18 protein-coding genes are annotated in these 19,271 nt (G+C 55.1%); 13 read left to right on the forward strand and 5 right to left on the reverse strand.

Annotated features, from left to right (window positions below):
* Positions 1 to 63: 63 nt before the first annotated feature.
* Positions 64 to 2,826, forward strand: coding sequence for a cyanophycin synthetase (cphA, locus tag QQ91_RS15850; protein WP_166276047.1), 2,763 nt, complete (start codon positions 64 to 66; stop codon positions 2,824 to 2,826).
* A 55-nt stretch (positions 2,827 to 2,881) separates the two neighbouring features.
* Here the strand turns inward: cphA and QQ91_RS15855 are convergent, their stop codons facing one another.
* Both QQ91_RS15855 and QQ91_RS15860 read right to left on the reverse strand, forming a co-directional pair.
* Positions 2,882 to 3,811, reverse strand: a complete 930-nt coding sequence (locus QQ91_RS15855) for an isoaspartyl peptidase/L-asparaginase family protein (RefSeq protein ID WP_166276060.1) — start codon at positions 3,809 to 3,811, stop codon at positions 2,882 to 2,884.
* Positions 3,812 to 3,865: 54 nt separating this feature from the next.
* Positions 3,866 to 5,566 carry a transglutaminase domain-containing protein gene (locus tag QQ91_RS15860; protein WP_166276062.1) on the reverse strand — a complete coding sequence of 567 codons (1,701 nt, stop codon included), beginning with the start codon at positions 5,564 to 5,566 and terminating at the stop codon, positions 3,866 to 3,868.
* A gap of 173 nt (positions 5,567 to 5,739) precedes the next feature.
* On the opposite strand from QQ91_RS15860, the gene QQ91_RS15865 reads away from it, so the two are divergent.
* A complete protein-coding gene (locus tag QQ91_RS15865) occupies positions 5,740 to 5,973 on the forward strand; it encodes a DUF2283 domain-containing protein (RefSeq protein ID WP_166276064.1) in 234 nt (77 codons plus the stop codon).
* Between the two features lie 21 nt (positions 5,974 to 5,994).
* Here the strand turns inward: QQ91_RS15865 and QQ91_RS15870 are convergent, their stop codons facing one another.
* Positions 5,995 to 6,216: a DUF4327 family protein gene (locus QQ91_RS15870; protein WP_166276066.1), complete on the reverse strand. Its 222-nt coding sequence runs from the start codon at positions 6,214 to 6,216 to the stop codon at positions 5,995 to 5,997.
* A 564-nt stretch (positions 6,217 to 6,780) separates the two neighbouring features.
* On the opposite strand from QQ91_RS15870, the gene argZ reads away from it, so the two are divergent.
* Positions 6,781 to 8,883: a bifunctional arginine dihydrolase/ornithine cyclodeaminase gene (gene argZ / locus QQ91_RS15875; protein ID WP_166276068.1), complete on the forward strand. Its 2,103-nt coding sequence runs from the start codon at positions 6,781 to 6,783 to the stop codon at positions 8,881 to 8,883.
* 17 nt (positions 8,884 to 8,900) lie between these two features.
* Here argZ and QQ91_RS15880 read toward each other — a convergent pair whose 3' ends face one another.
* Complete coding sequence (locus tag QQ91_RS15880; RefSeq protein ID WP_166276070.1) at positions 8,901 to 9,077, reverse strand: hypothetical protein; 177 nt, start codon at positions 9,075 to 9,077, stop codon at positions 8,901 to 8,903.
* A gap of 236 nt (positions 9,078 to 9,313) precedes the next feature.
* Here QQ91_RS15880 and QQ91_RS15885 point away from each other — a divergent pair, with 236 nt between their 5' ends.
* The 10 genes from QQ91_RS15885 (at position 9,314) to QQ91_RS15930 (ending at position 17,727) form a co-directional block, all read left to right on the forward strand.
* The gene (locus QQ91_RS15885) at positions 9,314 to 9,916 is read left to right on the forward strand and encodes a hypothetical protein (protein ID WP_166276072.1); all 603 of its coding nucleotides are present in this window, start codon (positions 9,314 to 9,316) and stop codon (positions 9,914 to 9,916) included.
* A gap of 47 nt (positions 9,917 to 9,963) precedes the next feature.
* On the forward strand, positions 9,964 to 10,350 hold the full coding sequence (locus QQ91_RS15890; protein WP_236095918.1) for a response regulator: 387 nt from the start codon (positions 9,964 to 9,966) through the stop codon (positions 10,348 to 10,350).
* A gap of 3 nt (positions 10,351 to 10,353) precedes the next feature.
* Positions 10,354 to 12,243: a response regulator gene (locus QQ91_RS15895; RefSeq protein ID WP_166276074.1), complete on the forward strand. Its 1,890-nt coding sequence runs from the start codon at positions 10,354 to 10,356 to the stop codon at positions 12,241 to 12,243.
* A gap of 170 nt (positions 12,244 to 12,413) precedes the next feature.
* Positions 12,414 to 13,163: a phycocyanobilin:ferredoxin oxidoreductase gene (locus QQ91_RS15900; protein WP_166276076.1), complete on the forward strand. Its 750-nt coding sequence runs from the start codon at positions 12,414 to 12,416 to the stop codon at positions 13,161 to 13,163.
* A 655-nt stretch (positions 13,164 to 13,818) separates the two neighbouring features.
* On the forward strand, positions 13,819 to 14,337 hold the full coding sequence (cpcB, locus tag QQ91_RS15905) for a C-phycocyanin subunit beta (protein ID WP_166276078.1): 519 nt from the start codon (positions 13,819 to 13,821) through the stop codon (positions 14,335 to 14,337).
* Positions 14,338 to 14,419: 82 nt separating this feature from the next.
* Entirely contained in the window at positions 14,420 to 14,908 is a 489-nt protein-coding gene (gene cpcA, locus QQ91_RS15910) for a C-phycocyanin subunit alpha (protein WP_166276080.1), read from the forward strand.
* A 101-nt stretch (positions 14,909 to 15,009) separates the two neighbouring features.
* Positions 15,010 to 15,828, forward strand: coding sequence for a phycobilisome linker polypeptide (locus tag QQ91_RS15915; protein WP_166276082.1), 819 nt, complete (start codon positions 15,010 to 15,012; stop codon positions 15,826 to 15,828).
* Between the two features lie 47 nt (positions 15,829 to 15,875).
* On the forward strand, positions 15,876 to 16,742 hold the full coding sequence (locus QQ91_RS15920) for a phycobilisome linker polypeptide (RefSeq protein ID WP_166276084.1): 867 nt from the start codon (positions 15,876 to 15,878) through the stop codon (positions 16,740 to 16,742).
* A gap of 45 nt (positions 16,743 to 16,787) precedes the next feature.
* The gene (cpcD, locus tag QQ91_RS15925) at positions 16,788 to 17,069 is read left to right on the forward strand and encodes a rod-capping linker protein CpcD (RefSeq protein WP_166276087.1); all 282 of its coding nucleotides are present in this window, start codon (positions 16,788 to 16,790) and stop codon (positions 17,067 to 17,069) included.
* A gap of 169 nt (positions 17,070 to 17,238) precedes the next feature.
* Positions 17,239 to 17,727, forward strand: coding sequence for an MEKHLA domain-containing protein (locus QQ91_RS15930; protein ID WP_250833379.1), 489 nt, complete (start codon positions 17,239 to 17,241; stop codon positions 17,725 to 17,727).
* Between the two features lie 3 nt (positions 17,728 to 17,730).
* Here the strand turns inward: QQ91_RS15930 and QQ91_RS15935 are convergent, their stop codons facing one another.
* Positions 17,731 to 19,203, reverse strand: a complete 1,473-nt coding sequence (locus QQ91_RS15935) for a helix-hairpin-helix domain-containing protein (protein WP_166276090.1) — start codon at positions 19,201 to 19,203, stop codon at positions 17,731 to 17,733.
* Positions 19,204 to 19,271: the final 68 nt, after the last annotated feature.

Here is a 19,271-nt window from a genome sequence, read left to right on the forward strand (position 1 = left end):
CTATCCTGACTCGCATTCTTGACCGTCTGGATTCCTTTCCGGACATCAAGGTGCTCTTTGCTTATGAAAATCCTCAAAACTCAAACGCTCCGTGGTCCCAACTACTGGAGCATTCGCCGATCCAAGCTCATTGTGCTTCGCCTCGACCTAGAGGATCTAGCAGAGCGTCCCTCTGACACGATTCCTGGCTTTTATGAAGGACTGGTGCAGGCCCTGCCCAGTTTAGAGGAGCATTACTGTTCCCCAGGCTGTCGGGGAGGATTTCTGCAGCGGGTGCGAGAAGGCACCATGATGGGGCATATCCTGGAGCATGTTGCCCTGGAACTTCAAAGTTTAGCGGGAATGTCGACTGGGTTTGGGCGCACCCGCGAAACCGCCTCCGCAGGCATCTACCAGGTCATCTTTGAATATATCCATGAAGAAGCAGGCCGCTATGCTGCCCGAGCCGCACTGCGACTGTGCAACAGCATTGTAGAAACTGGCACCTACCCAGCGGATGAGCTGCAAAAGGATTTGGAGGATCTGCAAGAAATTGCGGCCGGAGCTTCCCAGGGGCCTAGCACCGAAGCCCTCATTCGAGAAGCAGAGGCCCGCGATATTCCCTGGGTGGTGCTAGAAACCCGCGACCTGCTGCAATTTGGCTATGGAAAATATCAGCAGCGCGCCCAAGCGGCCCTGACCTCCCACAGCAATGTCTTGGGGGTCGAACTGGCCTGCGATAAGGAAAGCACCAAGCAAATTTTAGAAAATGCGGGCGTGCCTGTTCCCCACGGAACGGTTATCTACTATCTCAATCAGCTGGAAGATGCCATCGACCGGCTGGGGGGCTACCCCATTGTGATCAAGCCCCTCAACGGCAATCACGGTCGCGGCATTACCCTGGATATTCAGTCTTGGTCCGAGGCCGAGACTGCCTACGATCGCGCCCGTGAGATTTCTAGTGGCGTGATTGTTGAACATTATTATCAGGGCAAGGACTATCGCATTCTGGTGGTCAACCACAAGGTGGTTGCCGTGGCTGAACGCATCCCGGCCCATGTGGTGGGTGATGGTAAGCATACGATTCGAGAACTGGTGGAGCAGGAAAACTGCGACGTGCGGCGGGGGGAGGGCCACGATAATTTGCTCACCCAAATTCAGATCGATGAGACCAGCGAGGCGATGCTGCGTCGGCAGTGCCGCAATCTAGACTCAATCTTGGATCCCAATGATGTTTGCTATTTGCGGGCTACGGCGAATTTAAGCACGGGAGGCATTGCCATCGACCGGACCGAAGAGATTCATCCCGAAACGGTCTGGATGGCCGAGCGCGTGGCCCGAATTATTGGGCTGGATATTGCCGGGATTGATGTGATTGCGACCGATATTTCCAAACCGTTGCCAGAGGTGGATGGCGCCATCGTAGAGGTGAATGCAGCACCAGGGCTGCGGATGCACCTAGCCCCCAGCGAGGGGGTCCCGCGCAATGTTGCCGCGCCAATTTTGAGCATGCTGTTTCCGCCCGGCACCCCAGTTCGTGTCCCGATTGTGGCGGTCACAGGCACCAATGGCAAAACCACGACCACCCGCCTGACGGCCCACATTCTGCGACAGGTTTACGAGTCGGTGGGCTACACCACCACCGACGGCATCTACATTGGCGATCACCTGGTGGAAAAAGGGGATACTACAGGCCCCCAGAGTGCCCAGATGATTCTGCAAGATCCCACGGTGGACATTGCGGTGCTAGAAACAGCCCGTGGCGGCATTCTCCGCTCTGGCCTAGCCTTCCAGCATTGTGACGTGGGGGTTGTCCTTAACGTGGCGGCAGACCACTTGGGCCTGGGCGATATTGACACCATTGATCAGATGGCCAAGCTTAAGGCCGTGGTGGCCGAGGCGGTACAGCCCAATGGCTATGCCATTCTCAATGCCGATGATCCACGAGTGGCGGCGATGGCAGACCATGTGTCTAGCAAGGTGGCCTATTTTTCTATGAATCCGGACAATCCCCTGGTGCGATCCCATTTGCAGCAAGGGGGAATTGCCGCTGTCTATGCCGAGGGATATCTATCCATCTTGCAGCAGGACTGGATTCACCGCATTGAGCAGGCCAAGCAAATCCCCTTAACGATGGGGGGGAAAGCTCCCTTCATGATTGCCAATGCCCTGGCGGCCAGCCTGGCGGCCTATGTTCAAGGCGTGTCCCTGGAGCAAATTCGCACGGCGCTGCAGAGTTTTCGAGCCTCAGCACAGCAGACGCCGGGGCGGATGAATTTATTTAATATGGGGCGTTACCACGCCCTCGTGGACTACGCCCACAATCCGGCGGGCTATGCGGCCGTTGGCGGGTTCGTGAAGAACTGGGCAGGACCAACCCTTGGGGTGGTGGGCGGACCCGGCGATCGCCGCGATCAAGACCTCCTTGAGCTGGGGAGCCTTGCCGCTTCGTTTTTTAATGAAATTATTGTCAAGGAAGACGACGATAAGCGGGGGCGTCCCTCCGGGGAGGCTGCTGATCGGGTGGTGGAGGGCATTCGTCAATGGGAAGCTAAACACCAAAGCCAGTGCTCCTATTCGGTTTGCCTGGATGAAACCCAGGCCATTGAATCCGCTTTGGATAATGCCCCGGAAAACGGCTTAATTGTGATTTTCCCCGAGAGCGTCAGTCGCGCCATTGCCCTGATTAGCGATCGCGGTCCTTTGCCCGATGCCTTTGACCCGCCCGTAGAAGCCACGGCGAAAGCCGCCGACCTCAGTACCCCAAGTTTGGCCGCTGAGATGGCCGCTAACGGGAAGCCCCTGAACCCCACCACCGTGGTAGAAACCTCTGGGCAACAGTCATAGGGGGATCAATCCTCCCCTTCCCCTCTCCCTTTCGCCAGCAACTGCGCCGGTGTGCTCATCCCATCTGGCAGTGGGTGGGGCCTCCATGCTCAATCCAGCCGTGGATTAATCCTGAGGTGGATTGAGCTGCACCGCACCGCCCGGCGCGATCAATAACAATGACCCCACCGTCCCCCTGCACCTTAGCCACTAGATAGTCAATACCGGCCTGGGCAGCCCTCGCCGCATCTAGCTGCTGAAATTGGACCAAATCCGAGACCGTTTTAGCAAACACCGTCCGTAGAAATTGCTCCCCGTAGCCGGTTGCCGAGACCGCACAGGTTTGGTTATCAGCAAACACCCCTGCGCCTACGATGGGCGTATCGCCCACCCGCCCCCAGCGCTTATTCACCAGACCCCCGGTGGAGGTCGCTGCGGCCAAATTGCCGGATAAGTCCTGAGCGACAGCCCCCACGGTTCCCAGCTTTTGGGAGGGTTTAATTCGCTCGTGGTCCAGGGTGACCCGTCCAGCCGCCTGGGCTTCCTGAAGCTGCTGGACCCGCAGAGCGGTCAGGAAATAGTCCTGGGGGTATTGCTCCATGCCGCAAAACTTGGCAAAGTCTAGGGCACCGTCTCCGACGAGCAGCACGTGATCCCCATGATCTAACACTCGCCGGGCTAGGGCAATGGGGTTTTTAATCTGGGAGATGCAGGCAACCCCCCCAGCGCGTAAATCATCGCCGCTCATCAGGGCGGCATCCATTTCCACCTGTCCCTGGGCATTGAGAACCGATCCCCGTCCCGCGTTATAGAGCGGGTCGTCTTCCAGGCACATGACGCAAAATTCCACCACATCCAGGGCCGCCTCTCCTTGATCTAGGCGCTGCCGTCCCTGCTCTAAAATTGCGGTGATGCTGGCCTCAAAATCCGAGAGACTGGCCTCCTTTTGCATATCTTCCAGGGCACCGGCCCCACCGTGGATCATCAAGGAGTAAGACTGAGACATCGCAGAATCAATGCAGCGTAAACAGCAACCTTAAGGAGACAGCCCCTCCAGACTTCAAAAATTGGATTCTGGGGCCAACTCTTCCAGAATTCTAAACCGAATGTGGTTAAGGGCTAAGTTTCCCAGCGAAAAATCCTCCGGCAAATTCTTAGCTGTGAGTTTTTCAAACTTGATCCCTTTTCCCAGCTCGGTGTGAAACCAAGCCAGCCCCATAAAAAAGCGGGTGGGGTAAGGTCCCCGCTCCGTTTCACCATCTACATTAGATTCCATGGGCAACCAACCGACCCCAGGCAGATAAAATTCTAGCCAGACGTGATTAAAATCGGGTTCAAGCGGGATAAACCGGCGATCCGGATGGGCCGGGCATTTGTAACGCCCAATGGTTCGACAAGCGATGCCGTTTAACCGGGCCAGGGCCAGCAGCACACCCACGTATTCACCGCATGACCCACTCCCGCGATCGAGAACAATATCGGGTGTATCAATGCGGGGCCGGATACTGTAGGTGAGGCGATCATAGACATAATTGCGAATTCTCAGCATTTTTCGCAACACGTGGGTTTCCGTACCCACGGCTTCCTTGGCTGCCTTTTGCACAATGGTTTTGTCCATGGCCAGGTCGTCGTCGTCCACCAGATATCGCTGTGCGAGTTCTGGCGGCAACGCCTCGGGATGAACATCCTCGGAGGTGAGGGTATATTTCAGACCATACATGTCCAGGACCACCTGCCAGCCCAATAGCCCACCTTGGCCGGGGTGCAGCTGATCAAACTTAAACACTGCCACCTGCTGCCCGGCTTCGGATTCCAGGGTGAAGGGATGACCCACGGGGCGAATGCTCCTAACTTGCTGCCGCACTGTTTCGGAGGGCAGAGCAATGCGCCATTCCACGGACTCCAGCAGCAGCGGATCTAGGGCCTGAATTTCTTCCACGTAGGTCAACTCAACCCGATAGCCATTGGAGAGGGTGTAGTGCTGTTCTGCGTTCAACTGCACATGGAGTGGATGGATAAAGGTGCGATCGCGATAGGTCAGTTGATGGGAGGGGTCGGAATTGGGATCGTCGCGAATGTAGGGCTCCTCCTGGGCATAGGCAATGTAGCAGGTGGCCGTTGCCTGGGGATCGGTCCGATAAAAGGCGATCGCTGTGGGGGAATGAAATGGCGTTAGAGCTGCCAGCTGAATCTCGCCCGTGTGGGGATCGAGCTGGTACACGCTCTGCTCGGTGCGATCGCAAACCCACAGAGATCCGTTGTCCACGGTCAAATTCTCAGATCCCACCCCTGGCTGGGGAAAGCGGTCTATTAGCTGGCCTGTCTCTTGGGAAAACCGATGAATGTAGCCTGATTTCCGACAGGTCACATACACTCCCAGGGCGCAGACCGCAATGCCCTGAACCTCGTAGGGCAGCCGGGTAAAGACCGTTAAGGGAGTAGGATCATCGGTCCCAAGGTTAGCGCGATCGCCCCACAGCACGCGATCGCCTAGGGCCAGCCAGAATTGATTCTCCCATAGGGCCAAACCCTGGGCCTCCGCCCAGTCTCGGGCATCGAAGGGATTCAGAATCTCAGTATTTTGCGTTTGGGGATCGATCCGCAGCAGGTATCCGCGGACCTGGTCAAAGGCAAAGAGTTCCTGACCGGCAACTGCCAGTCCAGATAGGGAATAAACACCCAGGGGATGAAGGGTGGCGGGCGCACCCAGGGGTGAACCCTTAAGGCGCTGCGAGGGGGGCTGCCAAGATTGATTATCCATATGCGGCCACTATAGCCACTCCTGCCGATCGATTACGGTGCATCATCTTACAGTTTTGCGAAATTTCCCACCCACGTAACAACACGAATTCAGCCCATCACGCGTTGGAAACCATAGACAAGGATGGCTTTGCGATAAGCTATGCATACATTGCCTAGTCAGAGATTGAATCGATGAAAGTACTCTACGATCCCGACCGCGATATTCTGCAAATTTCCTTTCGCAGTGCCTCCATTGAAGAAACCGCGCAGATTACCCCCGGCTTTATCTTGGACTATGACGAAGACGGTCGGATAATTGGACTAGAAATCACGAATGCGTCTCAAAAAGTGGATGCGCCCCACTCGATCCTGTATCAGTTGAATCGCGCCAATGATAATAAACCACTTCCCCACACTCGCAAGTGAGGGATAAACCTCAAGGATAATCTAGTCGTTGAGCCAAACTTCATGCCCCACTAAATCAATCACTGCATCTCTTAACAGGTAATCATGGTCGGCAAGTAGCCGCTCAACCTTCGGCCAGTCGCGAATGCTGAAATGTCGACTGAGCTCATAAATGCGCTGTTGACGTCCTACCCGTCCTCGCATAACCAGGGCCCGGACCTCATCCTGAATTTCATCGATTGTTCGTTGACGAACCTTTGGCATTGCAATGCCCCCCAAGCAAAATTTTGGAACTTAGTGAAACAAAGATAAGAATGCTAACGAAACCGACCCGGCACGGATTTAGACGCGCTTTTCCTCAGGCTTTGGAATCCAATATTTTTCAACCTCGAAAATACTCACTCAAGCCTGAATTGTTAGAGTTCCCTCGCAAAGCAAAAAAGACGTCTAATTCCTTTAACTTCCTAACCCACCCTACAAACGGTATTCTACAACACAAATTTAGTTCCCAACCGCCTAGGTCAGCTATCTCTGACATTATTTCGAGACGGGTAAAACCTTAACGCAATCTGTAGGGATGTATCAGGCTTGTAATGCTTCCCGGACGCCGAAGATCCAGGGTTGAGATGCTCTGTATCCGGCCCAAGCTAGCGGTCAGGGTCAAGGAGTCGACTGATTCCGATTTCCTGGGGAGATCTGGACCTTTCTGCGCCTGACGGATAAAAAACAGCTGCAAAAATTCTTACCCCAAAATCTAGATCCTGTTGAAAAAAGAGCATGGGAATAGGGTATATGTAGCCAATGAAATCCCATTTAAGGCTGGGGGCTATGGCGGATTCCGTGCGTATTTTAATGTGTCCACCGCATCACTATGATGTAGATTACGTCATCAATCCATGGATGGAAGGAAACATCCATCGATCCTCTCGAGACAAGGCGGAAGCGCAGTGGGATCGTCTCTATCAAACCCTGAAAACCCTGGCGGTGGTTGATCTGGTTCAGCCTCAACCGGGTTGGCCCGACATGGTCTTTACGGCCAATGCGGGGCTGGTGCTGAGTGATGCGGTGGTGCTCAGTCGCTTTTTTCACCCCGAGCGTCAAGGCGAAGAACCCTATTTTCAACAGTGGTTTGCCGATCAAGGATTTACGGTCCACACTCTCCCCAAGAGTTTGCCCTTTGAGGGGGCAGGCGATGCGCTGTTAGATCGAGGGGGCCAGTGGCTTTGGGCAGGGTATGGATTTCGCTCTGAGCTCGATTCCCACCCCTATCTGGCGCAATGGCTCGATGTGGAGGTGCTATCGCTGCGCCTGGTAGACCAGCGCTTCTACCACCTAGATACCTGCTTTTGTCCGCTGACGGATGGCTATCTGCTCTACTATCCTCCCGCCTTTGATACCTACTCCAATCGACTGATTGAGCTACGGGTTCCAGCGGAAAAGCGGATTCCCCTCAGTGAAGTGGATGCCATTAACTTTGCCTGCAATGCGGTCAATGTTGATCAGACGGTGGTCATGAACTGCGCCAGCGATGACCTCAAGCAAACTCTGGGCGATCGCGGCTTTACGGTAATTGAAACCCCGCTGACGGAATTTCTCAAGGCTGGGGGAGCCGCCAAATGTCTGACCCTCAAGGTTACAGAACCCCGAAGGGCAACGCCCCAGGCCTCCTCGATCCAGAGCCGAGTCATTCATCTCCAGGGCCACCTGCTAGATTCTGGGCTGGTGAATCAGGTCTTGGACACCATTGTGTCGGGGGGCGGAAGTTTTCAGGTGCTGAACTTCAACCTGGGATCTCAGCGCCAGGATATCTCCGCTGCCGATGTCAGGGTGTCTGCGCCCGACCCTAGCGTTATGGCCGATATCATGGGCCAGCTGGTTGACCTTGGCGCCATGAGCGTTCCAGAAGAGGCACGGGCTGCCACGCTGGAGACCGTTCAGCAGCCGGGGGTGGCACCGGAGGATTTTTACGTTACCACCATCTATCCCACAGAAGTTTTGGTCCAGGACCAGTGGGTGCGCGTTCAGGCCCAGCGCATGGATGGGGCCATTGCCCTGACCTATGGCGCCGATGGCCCGACGGCCCGCTGCAAGCTGCTGCGAGATCTGCAAGTGGGGGAAGATGTGGTGGTGGGCAGTGAGGGAATTCGCACCCTGCGCAGCCGCACGAACCTCAAGAAAAGTAGTCCTGAGGAGTTTAGCTTCATGGGAGCCGGGGTTTCGAGCGAACGGCGAGTGGAGCTGGTGGTGGACCAAATTGCCTGGGATCTACGCCGCATCCGCGATCGCGGCGGCAAAGTTGTGGTCACCGCAGGGCCTGTGGTTATTCACACCGGGGGCGGTGAGCATTTGGGCCGATTAATCCGGGAGGGCTATGTGCATGCGCTGTTAGGGGGGAATGCGATTGCTGTCCACGACATCGAGCAGTCCATGATGGGCACCTCCCTGGGGATGGATATGCAGCGCGGCGTCTCGGTGAATGGTGGGCATCGTCACCATCTCAAGGCCATCAATGCAATTCGGCGCTGCGGCAGTATTGCCCGAGCGGTTGAGCAGGGCGTCCTCACCAGCGGCGTGATGTATGAATGCGTCAAGCAGCAGGTGCCCTTTTCCTTGGCGGGGTCCATCCGCGACGATGGCCCCCTGCCGGATACCAAGATGGACCTCATTGCCGCTCAGCAGCACTACGCCAAGCTGATTGCAGGAGCGGATTTAATTTTGATGCTCTCCAGTATGCTGCACTCGATCGGGGTGGGCAATATGACTCCGGCGGGCGTGAAGATGGTCTGCGTGGATATTAATCCTGCTGTCGTCACCAAGCTCAGCGATCGCGGGTCCATCGAATCCATGGGTGTGGTGACGGATGTGGGCCTGTTCCTGAGTCTGCTGGTGCAGCAGCTTGCCAAACTAACGGGGCAGTACGCCCACCCCTAGCCTTGCCGGGGGACCGTTCACCCAGGGCCACGCTCACCGCAGTTCGTGCCTGATTTCTGGGTGAACGGCTCCCGCGCATCCTCAAATCCTTGGGTAGAGCCCACATCCCCAGCGATCGCGTCGGCCAACAGGGGCATCCCAAGCTCACGATGGAGCGGCAACGATGCCGTCAACAGCTGGCTTGGGCAACCCAACTGCCGCCATCTCTAGCAAGGCCCAAGGCGCTAACAAGAGGTGAGTTCGGCCGGGGCAAAAAGTTTTATGACAAAAAATTGACCCCTATTCGTAAAACTATGCGTCGTGTTTTAGACTGTTAGATGGCTTTTAAATGGCTTTAACGTTGCACTGCAAAGCCTTGGTTGGCAGCCACACCCCCCCCCGAAGATGACGGAGTTGGATTTGCACCTATAGCTTTATTAACGCAGCTTCTATGCAATCGACGTCAATTTTGTCTGGCACTTGCCATGGCGCGCTAGAGGCTGCGTTCCTGCTAGATGGGCAAGCCTGCATTCTTGGCCTGAGTTCAGCCATGGTGAGCCGGTGTGAAGAGGCAGCCCAGGAACGAATGGGTGCGCCGGTAGAGCAGATCCTTCCAGACGTCTCAAATTTCAGACAGCCCAGTGCTAAAGGGGCGAGCAGTCTTGCCTTGGGCACGATGATTCCTCTCCAGGTGGCAGGGGGAACCACCCTCCACACATTGCAAGGGACCGCTAGCTGGCCCCCTCAGGGGCGATATGGCGTTTTTGTGCTCTATTCCTATGATCGCTGCCCATCGGAGAAGTCAATGCTTGGGATCGATGCGGCGATCCGGTGCCAGAGGCAACAACCCGATCAATTTGCGGAATTTTCCTCTAAAATTCGTCAATCCCTTCAATCTAAGGGGATTTTCTTCACCAATGCCCGGATGCAGCCCTCCGTGGAACGGGCCTTAGATGTAGAACTAGTCACCGATGCCGGCGAAATTGACATTGGAGAGGTCCAAAAGCGCTTGGTGAGCATTTCTCATGTCAAGGCCCTCTCGCCGGCCTGTTGATGCTGCTGTCCGTCTTCCATTTTGATTGCCGTCAAGCCTAGAGCCTCATGATGACTGACACCGCCTCCAAAACTGTGCTGATTATTGATGACGAAACAACAATCCAAATGGTGGTTCAGTACGGCCTGCAGCTGGCGGTGGACTGGACGGTGTGGACCGCCAGTTCTGGGTTAGAGGGGGTACAGGTGGCTCAGGCCCAGCAGCCGGACGTTATTTTGCTAGACGTGATGATGCCCGAGATGGATGGAATTGCGACCTTCCAGGCGCTGCAGGCTAACCCTCGCACCTGCAGTATTCCCGTCATTTTTCTCACGGCGAATGCGCACACAGCCGATCACTGGCGATCTCAATCGGTCGGCGTTACCGGCGTGATTACTAAGCCTTTTAATTCCCTACACCTCGCGGATCGAATTTCGAGCATTCTCAAGTGGTAAGCAATGCGAATTTTATTGGTTGAAGACGATGCAATCCTGGTGGACTTTCTGCGCAAAAGCTTGACGGCCCAGCGCTACATTGTGGATACCGTCGCCGATGGCGAACGCGCCTGGGACTACCTGACTCAGATTGACTACGATCTGATTTTGCTCGATGTGCTGCTGCCAAAGCTGGATGGGGTGAGCCTCTGTCGACGGCTGCGAGCGCAGCAAAACGACACGCCCATTTTAATGCTGACCGCCCAGAACCACAGTCATGCCAAGGTTCGAGGCCTGGATGCTGGGGCTGATGATTACCTGGTTAAACCCTTTGAGATTGAGGAGTTAATGGCCAGGATTCGCGCTCTGCTGCGGCGTCAGGGAAGCGATGCATCCCCCATTTTGAGGTGTGGATCCTTGGTGATTGACCCCGCCGATTGTAGTGCCAGCTACGGGGGCTTACCGCTGGCCCTATCCTCGAAGGAATATGGACTGCTTCAGCTGTTTCTCCACCATCCCCAGCATGTCTTTAGTATTGAGGAAATCCTGGAGAGTCTATGGTCGGCAGAGGACTATCCGGCGGAGGCGACTGTGCGATCGCATATTCGGCGCTTGCGCCAGAAGCTGTGTGATGCCGGAGCGCCCTCGGATTTTGTGGCGAATCTCCACGGTCGCGGCTATTTTCTCAAGGCCGATCTCCCAACTCAGCAGGCCCTATCCCAGGGTTGTATGATTGACGAGCAGCAGCTCGGTCCTGGGAATGACGCCCAATCTCTCCAAAAGCAGTATCAGATCTTCCTGGAAGAAACCTGGCAGCAATTTCAGCCCCAGGCCCTAGACTATTGGAAAGCTCTAGACCAGGAGACCCAAGCCCTGCTTCATCCCACTGGCTCATCCCCAGACAGGGAATCCAAAGAGGGAGCCTCCATCAACCTGGAAACGGCCCAGCTGTTGGCGCATCGGCTAGCTGGCACCCTGGGGCTATTTCATCAAACAGCGGCCATGGAAGCTGCCCAATTCCTAGAATCTTGCTTTGGTCAATGGGACGCCCCGCAGGGCCAGGCCAGACCGTCGCCGCTCCAGCTTCAGCAGGCCCTAGGAACAATCCGCCAGGCCTTAGATTGTCTAGATCTCTCCTTGTCCTCCCATCCTGATTCCCAGCCGCTATTTTGGATTGTGGATCAATCCCCCCAGTTGACCCAGGCCCTGCAATCGGCAGCCCAAACCTTGCCGGTGCAACTGGCGATCGCCCCGCCCACCCTGGACCTTGGCCTTCCCCATCCCGTGGCGATTCTGCTGCCCCTGTCTTCCCCAATTGCCGCAGAAAGGACAATCGCCACTCTGCAGCAGCGATTTGATCAAGCCCTTGCTCCCCCCCTGCTCATTGGTCTAAGTGAATGCCTAACCTTTGAAGATCGTCTGCGCAGCGTGCGGTTAGGACTTCAATATGTCCTCGATCAACGACTGCCCCCTACAACCCTCTTGGACACCAGTCTTAAGCTCCTCCAGCCCCAAGCTCAGAAAATTCGAGCCCTCCTGGTGGATGATGATCCGCTCTGGTTACAGGCGATCACACGGCAGCTAGAAGCATTCAACTTTCAAGTGACTGCGCTGGATAATCCCCATCGACTCTGGCTGACTCTGGAGCAACATCAGCCCGACATCTTAATTCTGGATATTAAGATGCCGCAGGTGAATGGATTAGAGCTCTGTCAGACCCTGCGCAGTGACCCTCGCTGGCAGTCGTTGCCCATTATGTTTCTCTCAATTGTGGGCGACGAGAAAGTTCATCAGGATGCCTTTGCCGCTGGAGCTGATGATGTCCTATGTAAACCAATGCCGGGCAAAATGCTTGCCCAGCGCATCTTGCAGCGGCTCTCTCGCCATCAGTCCTATCTTCGTCAGTCGGCTTAGGATCGACTTAACGTTGCCCAGGAGCGCATCGCTCGTATCCTGTAACAGCAGCTTGCACAAGTTTTGCACAGATCCTCCGGCACAATAGCGATTAAACACCTTAGCGATCTAACACCTTCAAAACAGCCCCGATCCCTGCGGTTTGGGCCGGGGAGTACACCTTATAAACCATGGCTACCTCTTTCCAACCCTCCATTCAGAGTCGTCAACATCCCCTCATTCAACGGCTCGCAAGTTTAATTCAGGCGACCTGGAGCGAGATGCTGCAATTGAGCCCCTATCCAGCCCCTAGCGACTTGGGTTACATCGAAGGGCGGCTAGAGGATGAAGCCTTGTTTATTGAAAACTTTTGTTACCAGACCCCACAGTTTCGGAAGCTGCATCTGGAGCTGGCCAAAGTGGGCAATCACCTGGATATTCTTCACTGCGTTATGTTTCCCTATCCGCAATATGCGTTGCCGATGTTTGGCACAGACATTGTTTGCGGGCGCGGCACCATTAGCGCTGCGATTGTTGACCTTTCCCCAATGGACCCCGACCGCCGATTGCCGGTAGGCTATCGCCACCAACTGTCAACCTTGGCCAAACTCACATTTCAAGATGTGCGAGCCCTACCGAACTGGGGTGATATTTTTTCTGACTATTGCCTTTTTGTTAAGCCCGCCCATCCCGATGAGGAGACGGCTTTCCTGCAGCGGGTTGGGGACTATCTCCATATTCACTGCCAGCAGGCGACGGCGAGCTTGCCCGAAACCTCCGCTGCCGCTATTCAAGAGATTGAGGCGCAGCAGCGATATTACTGCGCGCAGCAGCAGAAAAACGATAAGACGCGTCGAGTGCTGGAGAAGGCCTTTGGTCCAGAATGGACGGAACGATATATGTCCACCATGCTCTTTGACTGCGTGGGGGGGATCGCCTAAAATCTCTGTCCGGCATCGGTCCCCGCATGGGTCACCCGTTAAAGTCCTGTTTGATGCACGGGATTGACCAGGTGGACTCATTCTGGGTTCATTCAGTCTGAATACCGGTTCTTAGATCTTGGACTCTGTGTCGCCTGCGGAAAGCCAGGTCGGGCTGTTTTGGGTGTGTCTCATGCAGCCAGAGGCCTTGCTCGGTCAGCCATGCCCTGGCATGGTCGCCCTAGGGCGTGGCTGGGGCTGAAAACATCACGTGACCGAGCTTGGAAGCATGCCCCTAAGCCAGGGCTGCTTTGCATTTATTTACAAAAGTAGGCAAAAGTAAGATTTCTCTTGCACAAGAATTGCACATTTTCCTTGCTTAAATGAAGTTGGTTCAAAAACCTGCTGAGCCCTGAGCTCAAAGAAGACAGGGTGCAGTCTTACTGCTCTGACAGACTGGGTTCAAGAATTTTACCATTCTTCCGGCGAGATTGGCGGTTTTAGCCTGCTCGTCTCCCTCGGAGGTAGGGGTCGACCGGTGCTGAACTGCATTTTATGTAGTTCAGCTCTCCTGAATAGCGGCTTATGGCATCGGTCGAGTCCAGAGCAGCATGAAAGTGGCACATGCTTCAGCAGGGGATTGAACAGCTCTTATTTAGCCTAGGAGAATTTCTGAATGCTAGACGCTTTTGCTAAGGTTGTTGCCCAGGCCGATGCCCGGGGTGAATATGTCAGCGGGTCACAAATTGACGCCCTCAGCGCCATGGTTGCCGATGGGAACAAGCGCTTGGATACCGTTAACCGCATCACTAGCAACTCTTCTACGATTGTTGCTGATGCAGCGCGTGCGCTGTTTGCCGAGCAGCCCCAGTTGATTGCCCCCGGTGGAAATGCCTACACAAACCGCCGCATGGCCGCCTGTCTGCGGGATATGGAAATTATCCTGCGCTATGTAACCTACGCAATTTTCACCGGAGATGCGAGCGTGTTGGACGACCGCTGCCTGAACGGTCTACGCGAGACTTACCTGGCTCTCGGGACGCCCGGTAGCTCTGTGGCAAACGGGGTGCAAAAGATGAAGGATGCTGCGATCGCGATCGCCAATGATCCTAACGGTGTGACCCGAGGAGACTGCAGCTCACTAATGGCTGAGGTTGCAGGCTACTTTGATCGCGCCGCTCAGGCGGTTGCCTAGATCCTAAACTCAGCAATCTTGCTGATCCTGCTGCCCCTTTGGCAGCATCAATCCTTTGAATGATTTTCACGAGAGTACATCTATGAAAACCCCTTTAACTGAAGCCGTAGCTGCGGCAGATTCCCAAGGCCGTTTCTTGAGCACCACTGAACAGCAGGTTGCCTTTGGTCGTTTTCGTCAGGCTGCTTCGGGTCTGGAAGCGGCAAAGGCCCTCTCTAGCAAGGCCAATTCCTTGGCAGAGGGTGCAGCCAACGCAGTTTACCAGAAGTTCCCCTTTACCACACAGATGTCCGGGTCAAACTATGCCTCTACCCCGGAAGGCAAAGCTAAGTGTGTGCGGGACATTGGTTACTACCTGCGGATGGTGACCTACTGTCTGATTGTGGGTGGCACTGGTCCCATGGACGACTATCTCATCTCAGGTCTAGCCGAGATCAATAGCACCTTTGAGCTCTCTCCTAGCTGGTACGTGGAAGCCCTGAAGCATATCAAGGCAAACCATGGCCTCTCCGGTGATGCAGCGGTGGAAGCCAATGCCTACATTGACTATGCCATTAATGCGCTGAGCTAACTGCTTCCTTGAGCCAGATATGTTTCTCGCTGCGACCAAAGCGTTGCGGAGGTGGGAAATATGTCTGGCTTTTTAGTTAGATCGATGTTTAGGAGAATCCTATGACCAGTCTTGCCTCAGCTATGCAGCTTGGTTTTGAAGCTGTTAATAATTGCGATCCCGTTGAGCTGCGATCCCACGGTAGTGAGGAGGATGTTCGGCGGGTGATTTGGGCCGCCTATCGTCAGGTGTTTGGAAATGACCACATTTTAGAAGCGGAGCGGCTTTCGAGTGCGGAGTCTCTTCTGAAGCAGGGCGTGATCAACGTCCGGGAGTTTGTCCGGGCCCTCGGTCAGTCCGAGCTGTATCGCCAGAAGTTTTTTTATCCCAATCCCCAGGTGCGATTTATTGAGTTAAATTTCAAGCACTTTTTAGGGCGGGCTCCCTACGATGAGGCTGAAATCACGGAGCATGTGAATCTCTACACCCAGCAGGGACTTGAAGCGGAAATCAATTCGTATTTGGACTCCTCAGAGTATCTGAGTCAGTTCGGCGATGCTATTGTGCCCTACTGCCGCGGATTTAGCACCCAGCGGTCCCAGAAAACCGTCGGGTTTAATCGGATGTTTCAGCTGTATCGGGGTGCTGCCAGCAGCGATCGCGCCCGTGGTGGCGCCCAGGGGGCTACCTTAACCCGTGAGCTCGCGCTGAACCTTGCTAATCCTATTCAAACGCCGGGATTTGGTCGGAAATTAGCTGGTACAGCCCAAGGCGATCGTAACCAGCGGTTTAAAATTCGCGTTATGCAAGCTGCCAGCAATCGCACTCCGCAAATTCGGCGCGGCATGAGCGAATATACCGTTGCCTACGAACAGCTTTCGGCAGCGCTTCAGCGCTTTAACCAGCAGGGTAAAAAAGTCATTGACATCGCCCCTGCATAACCCAATTCCCGACTGATATCGTTACTTTAAATCAGGAGATTCACTCAGTGGCAATTACTACAGCAGCAACTCGACTGGGGACTGAACCCTACAGCGAGAGCTCCCCGATAGAGCTTCGCTCGAACTGGAGTTCTGAGGACGCGCAACAGGTCATTCGGGCGGTTTATCGCCAGGTTCTGGGGAATGATTATCTCATGGCCTCAGAGCGTCTGGTGAGCCTGGAATCTCTGCTATGCCAAGGAAGCCTTTCGGTGCGCGAGTTCGTCCGGGCTGTTGCGAAATCTGATTTATACAAGAATAAATTTCTGTTTCCCCATTTTCAAACTCGTGTTATTGAACTCAACTTTAAGCATCTCCTCGGTCGTGCCCCCTACGATGAGGCAGAGGTGATTGAGCATCTAGATCGCTATCAAAATGAGGGCTATGAAGCCGACATTGATTCCTACATCGACTCAGAGGAATATAATCTAAACTTTGGGGATAATATTGTTCCCTATTATCGGGGGTTTAGTACGCAAACCAGTCAAAAAATCGCTGGTTTCCCCAATATGTTCCAGCTATATCGTGGATATGCCACGAGCGATCGCGCTCAGATTGGTCAGAAAAGCTCCCGCCTGGCGCGAGACTTGGCGGGCAATCGCGTTTCTGCAGTAATCGGCATGGCTGGGAATAATGACGGCTGGGCCTATCAAGAATCCCTGAAGGGGACCACGCCAGGGAAGGCCTTTGCTCGGTCCACCTCAGATGATCCAGGTCGCCTGTATCGCATTGAGGTGGCCTGTATGAATCTCCCGCGCTATCCCAAGGTGCGTCGGATTAATCGGGCCTTTATTGTTCCCTATTCTGAGTTAAGCAGCACCCTACAGCGGGTTCAGAAGATGGGGGGAAAAGTCGCTAGCATTACTCAGGCCTAGGTTTCTATTGTTCTGGTTCTAAACGTAAATCTCTAAGGAGGTGCCATGCTGTCTCCAGCAGCTTTTTATCGAGGATCGAGTACAACCGTCGGCAATCGCATGTACGTCTATGAAGTCAGTGGCTTAGGGAATTACGATCCTTCCCAGGTTCAGGGCTACTCCATTCGCGAGAGTGGGACGTGCTATGTTCAGGTTCCCTATTCTCAGATGAATCAGACCATGCGACGGCTACAGAAACTCGGGGGCAAAATTGTTTCTATTCAGCCCCTTGAGTCGTTTCAGCCCTCTCAGGCAGGTTCGGGCAAGACAGAGGAAGTCCAAGCCTAGAATCCCTGAGATAATGCGGCTCAAGGGTAAAATCCCCGTGGTTCTGCCGTGACCTAAATGGGTGTGGCAGCCCTCGACCTGTCCGAGGGTCGAACAGGAAAGTTTCAAGAGGCTGGATTGCCCTGGGTGGAATTCAGCCTCTTGTTTTTTTTTCTAACCCCTGGAGGCCGTGTTGTCTGTTTTTGATCAGCCCGACGTCATTATCCATAGCCAGCGCCTTCTGCGTAGCTTTGAGCATTGGACCGGGCAATCTCTCCTGGATGGCCCGGTCCTGAACCACGACCCCCGTGATCAGGCAGAGGCGCTGTTTAAGGCCCCCTTTGCAGTGGTCTCCCACGGTACTCAGGCCGACCCCGTTTTTAACTACGGCAATCAAATGGCTCTGGACCTATGGGAATTTGACTGGGAAACCTTTACCCAATTGCCCTCTCGACGATCGGCTGAGGCGGTGGCCCAAGCTGAGCGCGATCGCCTGCTGGCTGAGGCTAGGCAAAAGGGATATATCCGCAACTACCAGGGCGTGCGGATATCCAGAACTGGCCAGCGTTTCTGGATTGAGCAGGTCATTCTTTGGGAGATTCTCGACGAAGGGGGGCAATACCGGGGACAGGCCGCCACCTTCAAAACCTGGAGGCCCGTTTCTCCCTCCTCCCTCTGAGGGTTAACTGCCCCCCTGGCGGTTCCTGAGGCCTAGGGAAATCATGCCGCACAGGCACAGCAGCAGCACCAACAAGGTGGTGCCTGTGGCCGTGAGGGCGCGCTCCTGCCAGTAGGGTTGAGTGAGGCGCAGCAGTATAAGCCATAGCCCCATCATGCCACAGGGTAAGGAGATTATCTGTACCCATCGCCGCTGTCCCAGACGGCGAACCCAAGCAATCGCTGCCACAAGGGGCAACCGTGGCGTCAGGTCCTTGGCCTCAATGGAGCGGGTGGTCCTGGGCAGTGGAGAGGACCCAGATCCTGGAAAAGGTGCAGCCGCGGGCGGTGTTAGCCTGCCGGTCAGATCCTCCAGCCACTTCCTCAGCCCCCCAATGCCGGGAATAGCGCGGCTATGCATCTGCTGATGGATCTGCTGATGGATCTGCTGCTGAAGCCGATGTACTGGGGGTTCGGGTCCAGGAAAGATGTCTACACCCAGGGTCTGGGCGCGATCGCACCAGTGACAATGACCATGGTGACGGCTGTAGACATGGTGAGTGTTGCGGCGACAAGTTTTTAGATCGGCGATCGCCACCCGTAGGGCCTTCACCCACTCCTGTGGGGTGGGGCGAAGATCGGGCTGGGAATGACCTTCGGTAAAGCACCGGTGGAAGCAGTGCTGTAGCTGGGGATGGACTGAGTTGAGCGGTATGGTGAGAAGACTGGGGCGAATCAAGCCCTGCGGGGCATGGGGCCAAAAGCCTTGGCGCACCAGCTCATTAGGCGGCGGAGACTCCCCCGTTCCTGTCCATTGCCCTTTAAAGGGATGTTCTCCAAACAGCAACAGGTAGAGTAACACCCCCAAGCGAAAGCGATCGTGAACCGGGGTTTGGATCACCTGCGCGAGATCTTTCCCTAGTAACTCGGCCGGAGTAAAGCTTTCCGACCCGACCAGACATCGATACAGATCTCCCGTGTGAGGATCGCGCACCTGAAAGGAATCCGTATCGATAATGGAAGGCTGGGCCATCCGATTGACTAAAATGTTTTGGGGCTTCATATCCCCCAGCACGTAACCCGCTTCATGAATTGCCCAAACCAGGGAGGCCAGACTGCCAGCCGTCACATGAAGCTGCATCCAGGTCAATCTGGGTCCAATGCGCTGTCGTCTCAAGGGATGATAGAGCTCAATGAGATCCACGCTGTGGCTAATGCGCGGCATTAAAAATCCCCGAATCTGTCCCTGGGCATCCCGGAGCAACTCCGTGGGCCAAGCGTAGGAAATGTGGCCTATGGCTGCATTGGGATCCGGAGGGGGGTGGGCCACCATCACCGCTAGCTTGTGCGATCGCCTGGCATCGTAGGTGTGATAGACCTTGGCAACTCGATCTGGGCGATCGGTGTACCAAAGGGTCCCCTCACCACTGCGGGCCAGCTCTTGAGTGAATTGAATCGGCTGGTCCTTAACCGTATACCCTGGAAATTGCGTGAGCATGGAGGCGTCCTGTTTCGTAATTCATCCCTTGCCTTGCGGGGGCAGCGCAGCGTTGACCACGCCTGGGT

Source organism: Lyngbya confervoides BDU141951 (assembly GCF_000817775.3).
GTDB lineage: Bacteria > Cyanobacteriota > Cyanobacteriia > Thermosynechococcales > Thermosynechococcaceae > Lyngbya > Lyngbya confervoides.

Excerpts from the sequence above, each read along its gene's own strand:
- QQ91_RS15865 (WP_166276064.1), top strand. The coding sequence starts at position 5,740 with ATGAAAGTACTCTACGATCCCGACCGCGATATTCTGCAAATTTCCTTT.
- QQ91_RS15860 (WP_166276062.1), bottom strand. The coding sequence starts at position 5,566 with ATGGATAATCAATCTTGGCAGCCCCCCTCGCAGCGCCTTAAGGGTTCA.
- QQ91_RS15870 (WP_166276066.1), bottom strand. The coding sequence starts at position 6,216 with ATGCCAAAGGTTCGTCAACGAACAATCGATGAAATTCAGGATGAGGTC.
- QQ91_RS15890 (WP_236095918.1), top strand. The coding sequence starts at position 9,964 with ATGATGACTGACACCGCCTCCAAAACTGTGCTGATTATTGATGACGAA.
- QQ91_RS15915 (WP_166276082.1), top strand. The coding sequence starts at position 15,010 with ATGACCAGTCTTGCCTCAGCTATGCAGCTTGGTTTTGAAGCTGTTAAT.
- cpcD (WP_166276087.1), top strand. The coding sequence starts at position 16,788 with ATGCTGTCTCCAGCAGCTTTTTATCGAGGATCGAGTACAACCGTCGGC.
- argZ (WP_166276068.1), top strand. The coding sequence starts at position 6,781 with ATGGCGGATTCCGTGCGTATTTTAATGTGTCCACCGCATCACTATGAT.
- cphA (WP_166276047.1), top strand. The coding sequence starts at position 64 with ATGAAAATCCTCAAAACTCAAACGCTCCGTGGTCCCAACTACTGGAGC.
- cpcB (WP_166276078.1), top strand. The coding sequence starts at position 13,819 with ATGCTAGACGCTTTTGCTAAGGTTGTTGCCCAGGCCGATGCCCGGGGT.
- QQ91_RS15900 (WP_166276076.1), top strand. The coding sequence starts at position 12,414 with ATGGCTACCTCTTTCCAACCCTCCATTCAGAGTCGTCAACATCCCCTC.
- QQ91_RS15855 (WP_166276060.1), bottom strand. The coding sequence starts at position 3,811 with ATGTCTCAGTCTTACTCCTTGATGATCCACGGTGGGGCCGGTGCCCTG.
- cpcA (WP_166276080.1), top strand. The coding sequence starts at position 14,420 with ATGAAAACCCCTTTAACTGAAGCCGTAGCTGCGGCAGATTCCCAAGGC.
- QQ91_RS15885 (WP_166276072.1), top strand. The coding sequence starts at position 9,314 with ATGCAATCGACGTCAATTTTGTCTGGCACTTGCCATGGCGCGCTAGAG.
- QQ91_RS15935 (WP_166276090.1), bottom strand. The coding sequence starts at position 19,203 with ATGCTCACGCAATTTCCAGGGTATACGGTTAAGGACCAGCCGATTCAA.
- QQ91_RS15895 (WP_166276074.1), top strand. The coding sequence starts at position 10,354 with ATGCGAATTTTATTGGTTGAAGACGATGCAATCCTGGTGGACTTTCTG.